Origin of the sequence: Leucobacter sp. CX169, assembly GCF_017161405.1 — a bacterium.
Lineage (GTDB): Bacteria > Actinomycetota > Actinomycetes > Actinomycetales > Microbacteriaceae > Cx-87.
This window is the reverse complement of sequence record NZ_CP071051.1, coordinates 2,362,768-2,376,754: the sequence shown is the minus strand read 5'-3', so window position 1 is coordinate 2,376,754 and position 13,987 is coordinate 2,362,768. Positions and strand designations below refer to the sequence as shown.

At 68.2% G+C, this 13,987-nt stretch carries 13 protein-coding genes; 10 read left to right on the top strand and 3 right to left on the bottom strand.

Going from position 1 to position 13,987, the window contains the following annotated elements:
- Positions 1–4: 4 nt before the first annotated feature.
- Positions 5–1,540 (bottom strand): phospholipid carrier-dependent glycosyltransferase, encoded by a 1,536-nt coding sequence (locus JW030_RS10860; protein ID WP_241095429.1) that lies wholly within the window; start codon positions 1,538–1,540, stop codon positions 5–7.
- A gap of 34 nt (positions 1,541–1,574) precedes the next feature.
- Between JW030_RS10860 and JW030_RS10855 the strand changes: the two genes are divergently transcribed.
- From JW030_RS10855 to rbfA, 6 genes are all read left to right on the top strand, one after another.
- Positions 1,575–3,341 (top strand): proline--tRNA ligase, encoded by a 1,767-nt coding sequence (locus JW030_RS10855; protein WP_188046234.1) that lies wholly within the window; start codon positions 1,575–1,577, stop codon positions 3,339–3,341.
- A 267-nt stretch (positions 3,342–3,608) separates the two neighbouring features.
- Positions 3,609–4,676: a TIGR00730 family Rossman fold protein gene (locus JW030_RS10850; protein WP_188046235.1), complete on the top strand. Its 1,068-nt coding sequence runs from the start codon at positions 3,609–3,611 to the stop codon at positions 4,674–4,676.
- A 105-nt stretch (positions 4,677–4,781) separates the two neighbouring features.
- A complete protein-coding gene (nusA, locus tag JW030_RS10845; protein ID WP_188046236.1) occupies positions 4,782–5,774 on the top strand; it encodes a transcription termination factor NusA in 993 nt (330 codons plus the stop codon).
- Positions 5,775–5,860: 86 nt separating this feature from the next.
- The gene (locus tag JW030_RS10840; protein WP_188046237.1) at positions 5,861–6,118 is read left to right on the top strand and encodes a YlxR family protein; all 258 of its coding nucleotides are present in this window, start codon (positions 5,861–5,863) and stop codon (positions 6,116–6,118) included.
- 77 nt (positions 6,119–6,195) lie between these two features.
- A complete protein-coding gene (gene infB, locus JW030_RS10835) occupies positions 6,196–8,937 on the top strand; it encodes a translation initiation factor IF-2 (RefSeq protein ID WP_188046238.1) in 2,742 nt (913 codons plus the stop codon).
- A gap of 71 nt (positions 8,938–9,008) precedes the next feature.
- Positions 9,009–9,578 carry a 30S ribosome-binding factor RbfA gene (gene rbfA / locus JW030_RS10830; RefSeq protein WP_188046239.1) on the top strand — a complete coding sequence of 190 codons (570 nt, stop codon included), beginning with the start codon at positions 9,009–9,011 and terminating at the stop codon, positions 9,576–9,578.
- Between the two features lie 76 nt (positions 9,579–9,654).
- Here the strand turns inward: rbfA and JW030_RS10825 are convergent, their stop codons facing one another.
- A complete protein-coding gene (locus tag JW030_RS10825; protein ID WP_188046240.1) occupies positions 9,655–10,554 on the bottom strand; it encodes an A/G-specific adenine glycosylase in 900 nt (299 codons plus the stop codon).
- A 54-nt stretch (positions 10,555–10,608) separates the two neighbouring features.
- Between JW030_RS10825 and truB the strand changes: the two genes are divergently transcribed.
- The 4 genes from truB to JW030_RS10805 all read left to right on the top strand — a co-directional run bounded on the left by truB (position 10,609) and on the right by JW030_RS10805 (position 13,351).
- On the top strand, positions 10,609–11,526 hold the full coding sequence (gene truB / locus JW030_RS10820) for a tRNA pseudouridine(55) synthase TruB (RefSeq protein ID WP_241095428.1): 918 nt from the start codon (positions 10,609–10,611) through the stop codon (positions 11,524–11,526).
- Positions 11,523–11,882, top strand: coding sequence for a hypothetical protein (locus JW030_RS10815; RefSeq protein ID WP_188046242.1), 360 nt, complete (start codon positions 11,523–11,525; stop codon positions 11,880–11,882). The genes truB and JW030_RS10815 overlap by 4 nt, the downstream gene beginning before the upstream one ends.
- A gap of 69 nt (positions 11,883–11,951) precedes the next feature.
- Positions 11,952–12,392: a hypothetical protein gene (locus JW030_RS10810; RefSeq protein ID WP_223159980.1), complete on the top strand. Its 441-nt coding sequence runs from the start codon at positions 11,952–11,954 to the stop codon at positions 12,390–12,392.
- Positions 12,389–13,351 carry a bifunctional riboflavin kinase/FAD synthetase gene (locus JW030_RS10805; protein ID WP_188046243.1) on the top strand — a complete coding sequence of 321 codons (963 nt, stop codon included), beginning with the start codon at positions 12,389–12,391 and terminating at the stop codon, positions 13,349–13,351. The genes JW030_RS10810 and JW030_RS10805 overlap by 4 nt, the downstream gene beginning before the upstream one ends.
- On the opposite strand, the gene JW030_RS10800 is transcribed toward JW030_RS10805, so the two are convergent.
- Positions 13,348–13,974, bottom strand: coding sequence for a histidine phosphatase family protein (locus JW030_RS10800; protein ID WP_188046244.1), 627 nt, complete (start codon positions 13,972–13,974; stop codon positions 13,348–13,350). The genes JW030_RS10805 and JW030_RS10800 overlap by 4 nt on opposite strands.
- Positions 13,975–13,987: the final 13 nt, after the last annotated feature.

Sequence of the window (13,987 nt, the reverse complement as noted above, 5' to 3'; positions counted from 1 at the left end):
CCGCTTACCGCCACCCCGGCAGCCAGAGGTGGAGCTGCCAGTAGCCTCGGTCGATCGGCATCCCGGTCCAGAGCGGGAAGAAGAATGCGGTCGCCGCGAGCGCCGCCCCCACCAGGATCCCGGCGGCGATGCGGCGCCCGCGGAGATCCTCGGGGGAGCGGCCGACGCGGGGGGCGACCCAGGCGGCGAGCGCGAGGGCCAGCGCGAGCGCGGAGAACGGCGTGAGCACGACGGCGTAGAACTGGAACACCGCCGAGCGTGACACCGTGAGCACCCATGGGAGCCAGCCCGAGAGATACCCCACGAGCGCGAACGACGCGGCCGCCAGCAGGGGGCTCGCGGTCAGCGCCTGCCAGCGCGGCCACGGCCCCGAGCCCTCGCGTGGCCGGAGCGCCCGAATCGCGGCGCGCACCACCAGCACCGCGAGCGCGATGAGGGCCGCGACGCCCGCCCAGGTGACGATGGGGTTCGGAATGGGGGAGATGACCGAGATAAGGCCACCCGGCAGCTCCTCGGAGTACATCGCGGTGGGGCGCAGGCCGAGCGGCCACGTCCACGGGTCCGAGCGGTAGGGGTGCGGTGCAGACAGAGTTTCATGCCACGCGATGGTCTCGACGTGGAATTGCCAGAGGGCGACGAACCAGTTGCTGCCGTCCTGCCGGGCCCAGCCGCCCGGGGTCAGGATCCAGCCCAACCAGGTGGCGAGGTATGCCGCGGCGGCGGCGGGGAGCGCGATGGCCCCCGTGACGAGGGTCTGGAGCGTGGCGCCGAGGACGGGGCGCGGCGCGCGGCCGACCGGGTGCAGCCGCGCGCGCACCAGCGCGTCGCGGACGACCGTCAGGAGCAGGAACGCGGCCAGCGCGAACATCCCGGACCATTTCACGCCGGCCGCCAAGCCAAACACCACCCCGGCCGCGAGTAGCCACGGACGTCGCCACTGCACCCAGCGCCCGCCGCGGCGCCAGGCGGCGGAAAGCGACTGGTGGTCGTGCACCATGCAGAGCACGCCCGCCGTGACGAGCAGCGTGAGGAAGCCGTCGAGCAGCGACACCCGACTGAGCACGACGTGCACACCGTCGATCGCGAGGAAGAGGCCGGCGAGCGTCGCGGTGGCAAGGCTTCCCGTCAGCAGCTGGGCGATCCGCATCGTCAGCGCGACGGTGATGATGCCCGCGACCGCGGCCGCGATGCGCCACCCCCAGCCTGAGTCGATCCCGGCCCCGAGCGGGTCGCCGCCCCCGAGCGCGAGCATACCGAGCCCGATCAGCCACTTCCCGAGCGGCGGATGCACGGCGAGCCCCGGGGCGTCCATGAACGAACGGCTGCGCTCGCCGCCGAACGCCGGGTCATCGTCGGGCCAGGTCGTGGGGTATCCGTGCGTAAGCTGGCTCACGGCGTCGCGCACGTAGTACAGCTCGTCGAAGACGAGGGTGCCGGGTCGGCCCAGGTCGATCAGGCGGAGTGCCGCCGCAAGCGCCAGCACCGCGACGGGCCAGACCCAGCCCGGCACGCGGCGAAGGGTTCGGGTGAGCGCAGGCACACACCCACCCTAGGCGCGGGTCTACGATGGAGGGGTGCTAACCCGCCTCAGTAACTACTTCCTGAAGACCCTCCGCGAGGATCCCTCCGATGCCGAAGTCGCGAGCCACCGCCTGCTCGTGCGCGCCGGCTATATTCGCCGTCAGGCACCGGGCGTGTTCGCCTGGCTGCCGCTGGGCCTTCGGGTCAAGGCAAAGCTCGAGCAGATCGTGCGCGAAGAGATGGCCAACGCAGGCGCCCACGAGGTCCACTTCCCGGCGCTGCTGCCGCGTGAGCCGTACGAGGCGACCGGCCGTTGGGAAGAGTACGGCGACGCCCTCTTCCGCCTGAAGGATCGGCACGGCGCCGACTACCTGCTTGCGCCCACGCACGAGGAAGCGTTCACGCTGCTCGTGAACGACATCGTCAACTCCTACAAGGACCTGCCGCTGTCGTTGTACCAGATTCAGGACAAGTACCGCGACGAGGCGCGCCCCCGCGCGGGCCTGCTGCGCGGTCGCGAGTTCACCATGAAGGACGCGTACTCGTTCGATGTCACCGATGCCGGACTCGACGCGAGCTACCAGGCGCAGCGCGACGCCTACGAGCGCATCTTCACCCGGCTCGGCCTCGACTACGTCATCGTCTCGGCAGACGCGGGCGCCATGGGTGGCTCGCGCAGCGAAGAGTTCCTGCTGCCGATCGCTATCGGCGAGGACACCTTCGTGCGTTCCGCGGGCGGCTACGCCGCCAACGTCGAGGCGTACACGACGCCCGTGCCCGAGGCGCGCTCGATCGAGGGCCTGCCGGCGCCGGCCATCCTCGACACCCCGAACACCCCGACGATCGACACCCTGGTCGCCGAGATCAACGCCAGCCTGCCCCACCCTGAGGGGCGCGCCTGGACCGCCGCGGACACGCTGAAGAACGTCGTCATGACGGTCACCGCGATCGACGGCACCAAGGAGATCGTGGTCATCGGCCTGCCCGGCGACCGCGAGGTCGACGGTAAGCGTCTCGAGGTCGCCTTCCCCGGCTGCGAGGTCGCGGCGACCTCGGCCGAAGAATTCGCGAAGCACCCGCTGCTCGTCAAGGGCTACATCGGCCCGGGCGCAGAGGGCGCACCCGTGCTCGGCGAGACGGGCACCACCGGCCTGCGTTACCTGCTCGACCCCCGCGTCGTCCCGGGCACCGCCTGGGTGACCGGCGCGAACATCGACGGCAAGCACGTCGCCGGCCTCGTCGCCGGGCGCGACTTCGTCGGCGACGGCACCATCGACGTGGGCGACGTGCGCGAGGGAGACCCGGCGCCCGACGGCTCGGGCCCGATCGAGACCGCGCGCGGCATGGAGATCGGCCACGTCTTCCAGCTCGGACGCAAGTACGCCGAGGCGCTCGGCCTGAAGGTGCTCGACGAGAACGGCAAGCTCGTCACCGTCACGATGGGTTCGTACGGCATCGGCATCACCCGCATCATGGCGATCCTCGCGGAGCTGCACCACGACGACCGCGGCCTCATCTGGCCGCGCGCAGTGGCGCCGTTTGACGTACACCTGGTAGCCACCGGCAAGGATCCGGCGATCATCGAGATCGCCGAGTCGCTGGCAGCTTCGCTCACCGCCGCCGGCGTCGACGTCCTGTTCGATGACCGCCCGAAGGTCTCGCCGGGCGTGAAGTTCGGCGACGCCGAGCTGCTCGGGGTGCCCCGCGTGGTGGTCGTTGGGCGCGACGCGAGCGAGGGCTTTGCCGAGGTCTGGGACCGTGCCGCTGGCACCAAGGACAAGGTCGCCCTCGGCGATGTCGAGGCCTGGCTGGCTTCGTAGCCACTGACGCGCGAGCTGCGGCCCTGATCCTGTCCGGATCGGGGCCGCAGCCGTAATGTGGGCGCCACTCCGCTCCCGCCGACGTTCCCGGAGCGATTCGAGTTCTCGGAGGCGGTTTCCGGCAATATTCACTCCGGGATCTCAGATCGCTCCGACAACTCGGGGCGCGACGGGGGAGAAGCTCCGTGACGCGACTGGACAGCCTCTCTGGGTGCAGAGGTGGGCCGCCCCCGCGCGCGTTTGCCGCACAAGTGCCAGACTCGGGGCATGAGTACTCCGATCGTGCACCCCGGAAATGACGAGGCCATCGCGCAGCTGGTCGCGGACGCAGGAATCGTCGCCAATCACGAGGTGATCGAGCGCATGGTGGCGACGAGCCTCGGGTTCGGCGGGGACGGTGCGAGCAAACTCGACCTCAAAATCTCCTCGGCGGCGCTCGACGAGATGCGCGAGGCGTTTCGGCTCTTCGAGGCGCACACCGGCGTCCCGAAGGTCACCGTGTTCGGTTCGGCGCGCACCGCCCACGATGATCCGCTGTACCAGCAGGCGCACGACGTCACCGCGCGTCTGTCCGAGCGCGGGTGGATGGCGGTCACGGGGGCCGGCCCCGGCATCATGGAAGCTGCCGCCTCGGGCGCGGGCCCCGACCGGGCGCTCGGAGTGTCGATCAGGTTGCCGTTTGAAGAGCTGCCGAGCGACTCGGTGACGGGCTCGAGTCATCACGTCACCATGAAGTACTTCTTTACGCGCAAGCTCATGCTCGTGAAGGAATCGAGCGGGTTCGTTTGCCTGCCAGGAGGCTTTGGCACGCTCGACGAGATGTTCGAGCTGCTGACCCTGCAACAGACGGGCAAGGCCGAGCCGGTGCCGATTGTGCTGCTCGACCGGCCGGGCGGCAGCTTCTGGACGCGGCTACAAGAGTTCGTTGAGGCGGAGCTCGAGGGCGGCCGATACATCTCGCCGGGCGATTTCGACCGCGTACTCGTCACCGACTCGGTGGACGCGGCCGTCGCTGAGATCACCGGATTCTGGCGGAACTACCACTCGCTGCGCTGGGTGGGGGATCGCCTGGTGATCCGACTGCGCCGCACACCGAGTGACGCCGACCTGGCGGGGCTCAACGAGCGATTCGCGGGGATGCTTGCGAGCGGCGCGATCGAGCGTGCGGAACCGATGCGGACGGAACGGGCCGATGGCGACGCGCTCGAACAACCGCGTATTCGGCTCACCCCTGCCCGCAGACGCGTCGGAGACCTGTTTCGGCTCATTCGCGCGATCAACGAGCTGTCGACGGCGCCGGATCTCGGCACCCAGGAGACGCAGACGCCGGGGTAGGCGCGCAAACCTCGGGTGCGCGCCCCGAACCACCCGGATAAGTGCGGTACCCTGGACTGTTGACCGCGTCGGCGGTCCACCCAACATCTGAATAAGGAGGCCATTGTGCACATCGACCTCGCCACTCTGCGTGGACTGGAACGCGAGCAAGAGATCCCCTTCGAGGAACTCGCCGAGATCATCGAACAGGCCATCCACTCGGCATACCTGAAGCACGCGGTCGAGCGCGGCTTCACCACGCCTCCCGAAGACGTGCGCGTCGAGCTCAACCGCAAGACGGGTGACATCGACATCATGCTCACCGAGCGTGACGAAGACGACGCAATCATTGGCGAGTCGCCGGTCAAGACGGACGACTTCGGTCGGATCGCCGCGAGCGCCGCCAAGATGGTCATCAACCAGCGCCTGCGCGAGCTCGCCGATGACGCCGTGCTCGGCGAGTTCAAGGGCAAGGAAGGCGACATTCTTTCGGGCGTCGTGCAGCAGGGCCCGAACCCCCGCATGGTGAACGTCGACCTGGGCGTCGTCGAGGGCATCATTCCTCCCGAGGAGCAGGTGCCCGGCGAGTCATACGCGCACGGCACCCGCATTCGCGTGTACGTCACGAGCGTCGCCAAGGGCCCCAAGGGCCCGCAGGTCGTGCTGTCGCGCACGCACCCCGGGCTCGTTCGTCGCCTGTTCGCCCTCGAGGTCCCCGAGATCGCTTCGGGCGTCGTCGAGATCGTCTCGCTCGCCCGCGAGGCAGGCCACCGCAGCAAGGTCGCCGTGCGCTCGCACGACGCCAGCATCAACGCAAAGGGCACCTGCATCGGCGAGATGGGTCGCCGCGTGCGCGCCGTCATGGCCGAGCTCGGCGAAGAGAAGATCGACATCATCGACTACTCGCCCGACCTTCCGAAGTTCGTCGCAAACGCGCTCTCGCCGGCAAAGGTGACCGAGGCGTTTGTCATCGATCAGTCGCTCAAGCAGGTGCGCGCACTCGTGCCCGACTTCCAGCTTTCGCTGGCGATCGGCAAGGAAGGTCAGAACGCGCGACTCGCGGCAAAGCTGACCGGCGCAAAGATTGATATTCAGCCCGATTCGGTCATGGATTCCTAACCAGGCTGCGTTCTCCCCGCACCGGATCCGCGTGGCAGCCCCTCGCGGATCCGGTGTCTGAATCAATCAGGAAAGGTGCTGGTAGTATGGATCCGGTCCGCAGCTGCGTCGGATGTCATGCGCGAGCAAATCGTGCGGAGCTTCTGCGCGTAGTGCAGCGTGATGGTCAGGTTTTGCCTGATGATCGTGCGGTGCTCCCGGGTCGTGGTGCTTGGGTGCACCCGACCGTGCAGTGTGTGGAACAAGCAGTGAAGCGCGGAGCCTTTTCGCGTGCACTGCGATCTTCGGGGAAACTCGATACCAGTCCCCTACAGAACAGGCTGAAATCACTCATGGACAACTAATGAGCGGCTCATAATGAGGCCCGTCCAATAATTACCCGTTCTCGCCCTGTCTGGCGTGAACGTTAGACAGGAGAAATGTGGCAAACCCACGTGTTCACGAAATCGCCGCCGAGCTCGGCGTCGACAGCAAGGTCGCTCTGGCCAAGCTGAAAGAAATGGGCGAGTTCGTCAAGGCGTCCTCGTCCAGCATTGCGCCGCCCGTTGCGCGCAAGCTGAAGGCAGCACTTGAGGCTGAGGGCCTCGTGCATGCCAAGACCGACGACGCGCCGGCGAAGCCCGCGGCGGCGGCGAAGCCCGCCACGACGGCAAAGCCCGGTATGAAGCCCGGCCCCAAGCCGGCTCCGAAGCCGGCACCCGAGCCCGAGGCTGCACCCGCACCCGAGGTCAAGGCTCCCGAGGCACCGGCTCCCGCAGCGAAGGCTCCCGCCGCCGACAAGGCCGCAAAGCCTGCGGCCGCGAAGCCCGAGGCCAAGGCTGAGGCTGGCGACGCGAAGGCGGCCGAGGCGAAGCCTGCTGGCGACGCGAAGGCAGCTGCCGGCAAGCCCGGCGCCCCGCGCCCCGGCAACAACCCCTTCGCCACGAGCCAGGGCATGGGCATTCCCCGCCCGCCGCGTCCGGGCAACAACCCGTTCGCAGCGAACCAGGGCATGGGCCGCAAGCCCACGCCGGGGAACATCCCGCGCCCCGCGCGTCCCGCAGCTGGCGCAGCCGGCACGGGTCGTCCCGGTGGCCCCGGCCGTCCGGCTGGCGCTGGTCGTCCCGGCGGTGCCGGTGGTGGCGCAGGCCGTCCCGGTGGCACCGGTCCCGGAGCAGGTGCAGGCGCACCCCGTCCCGGTGGCTTCGGCCCGCCCCGTCCCGGCGGTGGCCGCGGTGGACGCGGTGCTGGCACGGCAGGCGCATTCGGCCGTGGCGGCTCCAAGAGCAAGGCTCGGAAGTCGAAGCGCGCGAAGCGCCAAGAGTTCGAGATGCGGGAAGCTCCGTCGCTCGGCGGCGTGAGCGTACCCCGTGGCGACGGCACGACGCAGGTTCGCCTGCGCCGCGGCGCATCGCTCGCGGACTTCGCTGAGAAGATTGGTACGAGCGCATCGAACCTGATCACGGTGCTGTTCCATCTCGGTGAGATGGCAACCGCGACCGAGTCGCTCGACCAGGCAACGTTCGAGATCCTCGGTGACGAGCTGGGCTTCAAGATCCAGATCGTCTCGCCCGAGGACGAAGACCGCGAGCTGCTCGAGGGCTTCGACATCGACCTGGAGGCCGAGCTCGAGGAAGAGGGCGACGACGTCCTGCAGCCTCGTCCCCCGGTCGTCACCGTTATGGGTCACGTCGATCACGGTAAGACCCGACTGCTCGACGCGATCCGCAAGGCGAACGTCGGCGGCGGCGAGGCCGGCGGCATCACCCAGCACATCGGTGCCTACCAGGTGTGGGCTGAGCACGAGGGCAAGCCTCGCGCGATCACCTTCATTGATACTCCGGGCCACGAGGCGTTCACCGCCATGCGTGCCCGTGGTGCGCAGGTCACCGACATCGCGATCCTCGTGGTCGCGGCAGACGACGGCATCATGCCCCAGACGATTGAGGCGTTGAACCACGCACAGTCGGCTGGCGTGCCCGTTGTCGTCGCGGTCAACAAGATCGACAAGGAGGGTGCAAACCCGGCGAAGGTGCGTCAGCAGCTCACCGAGTTCAACCTGCTTGCAGAGGAGTATGGCGGAGACGTCATGTTCGTCGACGTGTCGGCCAAGAACAACGTCGGTATCGACGAGCTGCTCGACGCCGTGTTGCTCACGGCAGACGCTGGTCTCGACATGCGCGCGAACCCGGACAAGGCTGCTCGCGGTGTTGCCATTGAGGCTCGTCTCGACAAGGGCCGCGGTGCGGTTGCAACCGTGCTCATCCAGTCGGGCACGCTCCGTGTCGGAGACGCAATCGTTGCCGGAACGGCCTACGGCCGCGTCCGCGCGATGGTCGACGAGAACGGCGAGCCCGTCGCGGAAGCGACGCCTTCGCGTCCCGTCCTCGTGCAGGGCCTGTCCTCGGTGCCCCGCGCCGGCGACACCTTCCTCGTGACCTCTGAGGATCGCACCGCCCGTCAGATCGCTGAGAAGCGCGAAGCGGCCGAGCGTAACGCTCAGCTCGCGAAGGCCCGCAAGCGCATCAGCCTTGAGGACTTCACGAAGGCCCTCGAGGACGGCAAGGTTGAGTCGCTCAACCTCATCATCAAGGGTGACGTGTCGGGTGCTGTTGAGGCACTTGAAGAGTCGCTCATGAAGATCGAGGTCGACGATTCGGTCCAGCTGCGCATCCTGCACCGCGGTGTCGGCGCGATCACCGAGTCCGATGTGGACCTGGCGACGATCGACAACGCGATCGTCATCGGCTTCAACGTCCGCCCGGACGTCAAGGCCCGCGAGAAGGCAGCCCGCGAGGGTATCGATGTCCGCTTCTACAACGTGATCTACAACGCACTCGATGACATTGAGGCAGCCCTTACCGGCATGCTCAAGCCCGAGTACGAAGAGGTCCGTTCGGGCGTCGCCGAGATCCGCGAGGTGTTCTCTTCCTCGAAGTTCGGCAACGTCGCGGGTGTCATCGTCCGCAGCGGCGTCATCACTCGCAACGCGAAGGCTCGCGTTATTCGCGACGGCGTCGTGATTGCGGATGGCCTGGCCATCGAGTCGCTGCGTCGCTTTAAGGACGACGTGACCGAGGTCAAGACTGACTTCGAGTGTGGCATCGGCCTCGGCAAGTTCAACGATATTCGTATCGGTGACGAGATCGAGACCACCGAAATGGTCGAGAAGCCGCGCGGCTAACGCACGGCATTGTCCTCCGCGGGGTCGGGGCGTTCGCGCCCCGACCCCGCGGCTACGAGTAGGGTACAAATATGGCAAACCCACGGGTAGGCAAGGTTGCTGAGCGAATCCAGCAGATTATTGCGACGCGGCTCGAAAAGGGCCTGCGGGATCCTCGGCTTGGTTTCGTGACGATTACCGACGTGCGCGTCACCGGAGATCTGCAGCACGCGAGCGTGTTCTACACGGTCTACGGAGACGACAAGGAGCGCGCGGACACGGGCGCAGCGTTGAAGGCCGCGACCGGAATGCTCCGCCGCGAGGTCGGCAAGGGACTCAAGATTCGGCTCACACCGACGCTCGAGTTCATCGCTGACGCGCTGCCGGAAAGCGCCAACCAGATGGCGGCTCTCTTGGAGGAAGCGCGCAAGCGCGACGCCGAGACCCAGGCGCTTGCGGTCGGTGCCCAGTACGCGGGCGACGCGAACCCGTACGTCACCTCTGACGATGACGACGACGATGACGACGACGATGACTTCGACGATCTCGACGAGGCCGGCGAGGAAGACGACGACCTCGACGAAGACGACGACCTCGACGAAGACGACGACCTCGACGAAGACGACGATCTTGACGACGACGACGACGACGCCCGCTCTTAACCAAGCGGGGTAACGATGACGGGTGGGACGGCACACGCCGTCCCACCCGTTCGTCGTTTCCGCGCGACCGCGCGGCCTACGGGAGTGTGAGCCCGTCGGGGCCGTCCACAAGTAACCCATCGGCGACGAGCGACTCGAGGGCGCGCAGCGGTTGAGCCGGATCCGCCGGCCGCTCGACCGCCGCCAGCGCCCGTGCCCGCGGGACCGCCGCGTGCGCCTGGCGGGCGACCGCCATGATGGCGCCCCGGGCCTGCCGGTCGCTCCCCGCGAAGGCTGCCTGCTTCGGGCGCTTCACCGGCGCGTTGTCGGGGTAGCCGGCGCCGCGCCACTCGCACCACTGCGCGATCGGGCACTCGTCGCACCGAGGCTGCCGCGCAGTGCAGACCACGGCGCCCAGCTCCATAGCGGCCGCGTTCACCGTTGCGGCCTCGGCGAGCCCTTCCGGCAGGATCGCCGCCATGTCGTCGAGGTCAGTTGCCTTGGGCATTCCGGCCGCAGCAATGCCGTGCACCGCGCGCGCCAGCACCCGCCGAGTGTTCGTGTCGACGACCGGGTGCCGCTCGCCGTAGGCGAAGACGGCGACGGCTCGGGCGGTGTACGGGCCGATGCCGGTCAGCGCCTCGAGCGCTGCGATGTCTCGCGGCACGATGTCCCCGTGACGTTCGGCGATCTCGCTTGCGGCCCGGTGCAGCCAAAGCGCGCGGCGTGGGTAGCCCAGCCGGTCCCAGGCGCGCACGGCGTCGCCTGCGGGATCTGCGGCGAGCGCGGACGGGGTCGGCCAGCGTTCGATCCACGAGAGGTAGCGGGGGATGACCCGCTCGACCTGGGTCTGTTGCAGCATGAACTCCGACACGAGCGACGCCCAGGGCGTGGTTTCGGGTCGACGCCAGGGCAGATCCCGTGCAGTCTCGCCGAACCAGTTGATCAGGGCCTCGGCGACCTCGGCGCGGCGGCTGATGGGTGCGGGCTCTGGCATCGGTCCAGTCTAGGCTTGATGGGTCGCACATCGCGCGGCCTGGAGGGAGGGCGAGTGTTACCGAACGGGATCCTGTTCGTCGATAAGGCGGAGGGCTGGACGAGTCATGACGTGGTCGCGAGATCACGCCGCGCGTTGGGGACGAAGAAGGTCGGCCACGCCGGGACGCTCGACCCCATGGCGACCGGCCTGCTCACGCTCGGGGCCGGCCCGGCGACCCGCCTCCTCACCTACATGGTCGGGCTCGATAAAACGTACGTTACGACGATTCGCCTCGGTGCGACCACCGTCACTGACGACCGCGAGGGCGATGTGCTCGAGCTCGCCGACCCTGAAGTGCTGGCGCGTGTCGACGCCGCCGCAATCATGCAGGCGGTAGCGCCCTTGACCGGCGCGATCATGCAGTCCCCGAGTGCGGTCAGCGCGATCAAGGTGGATGGGAAACGCGCCTACGACCTGGTGCGCGCCGGCGAGGAAGTCGAACTCAAGCAACGGCCCGTCACGGTGCACGAGTTCTCCCTCGGTCAGCCGCGCCCGGCAACGCTTCCGAGCGGCGAGCCCGCCATCGATATCGACGCGACCGTCCGTTGCTCCTCAGGTACCTACATTCGCGCCCTCGCCCGGGATCTCGGCAAGGCGCTCGGCGTTGGGGGCCACCTCGTTGCGCTTCGCCGCACCGCGGTCGGCCCGTTCTCGGTGGAGGACGCGATTTCGATGGAGCAGCTGGTCTCTGGCGAGTCGCCTGCGCTGCACAGCCCGGCCGCGATCGCCGCGACCCTGTTTCCCACCATCAACCTCACCGAGCAGCAGACCACTGACCTGAGTCAGGGCAAATCGTTGGCGGTGCCCGACGCGGATGACGCCCCGGTTGTCGGCGCGATGGCGCCCGACGGTCGCCTCGTGGGCCTCGTGAAGATCCGGCGCGGGGCAACGCGAGTCGTCGTCAACTTCCCGACGGGCGGCGCCCAGTGATCGCGGGATTCGCGTTCGCGATCGTCGGGGTGGCGGCGATTGCGGCCCTCGTCGGCATCGTGTTGTTCGCGCGCAAGAGCTCGCCGAATGACATCTCGCTGGGCGCGACGCTCTTGGTGGCGCTCTTGTTGTTCGTCCAAGTGGTCTGGTCGATTGTTGCCCCGCTGGCAGGCAACCCGTCGGTGGGAGACCCGCTCGAGTTTTGGCTCTACCTCATCGTCGCGTTCGCGCTGCCGATTGGTGCGGTCGTCTGGGCGCTGATTGACCGCACCCCCTGGGCCAACCTGGTGCTCGCCGTGGTGAATGTCGCGGTCGCGGTGATGACGCTGCGTATGCTCTCGATTTGGGCGGGGTAGCGCGGCGGTAGACTGACCTGCGTGTCTGACCCGACTTTTTCTGCAGCCGCCGGCGCCGAGGCGCCGCACCTGAGCGCGCCCGTGAGCGACGTGGCGCAGGGCTCTGCCGCGCCGAGCACGCGCATCACGGGGCTCGGGCGTGTGTTGGTGGCGGTCTACCTGATCCTGGCGCTCGCGGCGACGTTCCGCTCGCTCTTTCAAATCGTGCGCAAGTTCGACGAGGCACCGGTCGCGTACCTGCTGTCCGCCCTCGCGGGCGTCGTCTACATTGTTGCGACGATCGCGCTGACGCGGCGCGGTGCTGCCTGGCGACGCGTCGCCTGGGCCGCGCTGAGCTTTGAGCTCGCCGGGGTGCTCGTCGTTGGCGCGCTGAGTTTTCTTGCCCCGCAGTGGTTCGCCCACCCGTCCGTCTGGTCGTGGTTCGGCGCGGGCTACCTGTTTATCCCGCTCGTGTTGCCCGTGCTCGGGCTCATCTGGCTGTCGCGCACGTCCCCGGCAGAGGCGTCGTGACGCTCCGTATTTTCCGCTCGCTTGACGAGCTCGACGCCGCTGACTTCCCGCGCGGCACGGCGGTAGCCATCGGTAAGTTCGACGGCGTGCACCTCGGGCACCGCAGCGTGTTCGCGCGACTTCGCACGGCCGCCAGCGAGCGCGGTCTCGAATCGCTCGTCTTTACGTTTTCGCACAACCCGCTGAGCCTGTTGCGCCCCGAGCTGTGCCCGGTACCGGTCATGAGCCCCACGCAGCGCATTGAGGAGATCGGCCGGGCCGGCATCGACGTCGTAGCGATGGTGGACTTCACGCCCCAGTTCGCCCAGACCTCAGCGGAGGAGTACGCAGAGCGCGTGCTCGCCGGAACCCTTGCCGCGAAGCACGTCATTGTGGGCGCCGATTTCCACTTTGGCAATCGCGGGGCTGGCGATACGGTGCAGCTGGAAGCGTTCGGTCGCCGATTCGGGTTCACCGTGGAGATCATCGACGAGGTGGGCACCCCAGCTGGCGAGCGCGTCTCATCGACCAGGATCCGCGAAGCCATCGTTGCGGGGGATGTCGCCGGCGCCGGAGCCATGCTCGGTCGCGAGGTCGCGGTTCGAGGCGAGGTCGTGCACGGCGACGCCCGTGGCCGCGAGCTCGGTTTCCCCACCGCGAATCTCGGCGGCGAGATCGAGGGGCTCGTGCCCGCCGATGGGGTATACGCGGGCTATGTGACTATCGATGGCGAAACCTATGTTGCTGCGATCTCGGTCGGCAACAACCCGACGTTTACCCCGGAGGGGCAGTCCAGGGTCGAAGCATTCTTGCTGGATTTCTCGGGCGACCTCTACGGCAAGTCCATGGAAGTGCGATTCGCGCACCGCATTCGCGGGATGGTCGCGTTCGAGGGGATCGACGCCCTGATTGCGGTGATGAACGAAGATGTGCGTCTGACGCGCGAGCTGATGGGCGCGCCCCTTTCGGGCCGGAGCTAGCTGATCGCGCCGCGAGGCGGCTCATTGAAGGTGCAAAGCGACCAGCCCGAGTCGTCGCGTTGGAGCACAGTGAGCGTCGCGTTGTCGAGTGGGGCAATCTGGTGGCCGAGGAGGTGTCCGAGGAGCAAGCGTAGGCAGGCGCCGTGGCTCACCACGATCGCCGCGGACCCGGGCGCCTCCGCGTGTAAGGACTCGAGCACTGCGGCGGCCCGAAGCGCGACAGCCGCTCGCGGCTCCGATCCCGGGTACTCGCCGCCCGCGCGGGCCGCGACGAGTTCGGCCCCCGCGAGGCCCTCAGCGACCCCAAAATTGCGCTCAAGGAGTCCCGCGTGCTCGACCGGAGTTTCCAACTGTAGGCGCGCGGCAATGATGCGGGCAGTGTCGCGCGCTCGAGCAAGCGGGGAGGTGAGGACGGCGCCCCACTCCACGGCGTCCCACTCCACCGTGCCCTGCGCCGTCGGGGCGCCGGGCCCGGCCCAGGGAGCCGCGATATGCTCGGCCACCGCTTGCGCTTGTGCGATTCCTGCCGCGTTCAGCGGCACTTCGGTGCGGCCCTGGACCCGTCCAGCGAGGTTCCAGTCGGTCTGGCCGTGCCGGATCAGGGCGAAAGTGCTCGGGTGCATGGGTTCACGCTAG

Bases quoted from the DNA above. Each gene is read 5' to 3' on its own strand.
- rbfA (WP_188046239.1), top strand. From the start codon at position 9,009: ATGGCAAACCCACGGGTAGGCAAGGTTGCTGAGCGAATCCAGCAGATT.
- JW030_RS10825 (WP_188046240.1), bottom strand. From the start codon at position 10,554: ATGCCAGAGCCCGCACCCATCAGCCGCCGCGCCGAGGTCGCCGAGGCC.
- JW030_RS10800 (WP_188046244.1), bottom strand. From the start codon at position 13,974: ATGCACCCGAGCACTTTCGCCCTGATCCGGCACGGCCAGACCGACTGG.
- JW030_RS10840 (WP_188046237.1), top strand. From the start codon at position 5,861: ATGGATCCGGTCCGCAGCTGCGTCGGATGTCATGCGCGAGCAAATCGT.
- JW030_RS10850 (WP_188046235.1), top strand. From the start codon at position 3,609: ATGAGTACTCCGATCGTGCACCCCGGAAATGACGAGGCCATCGCGCAG.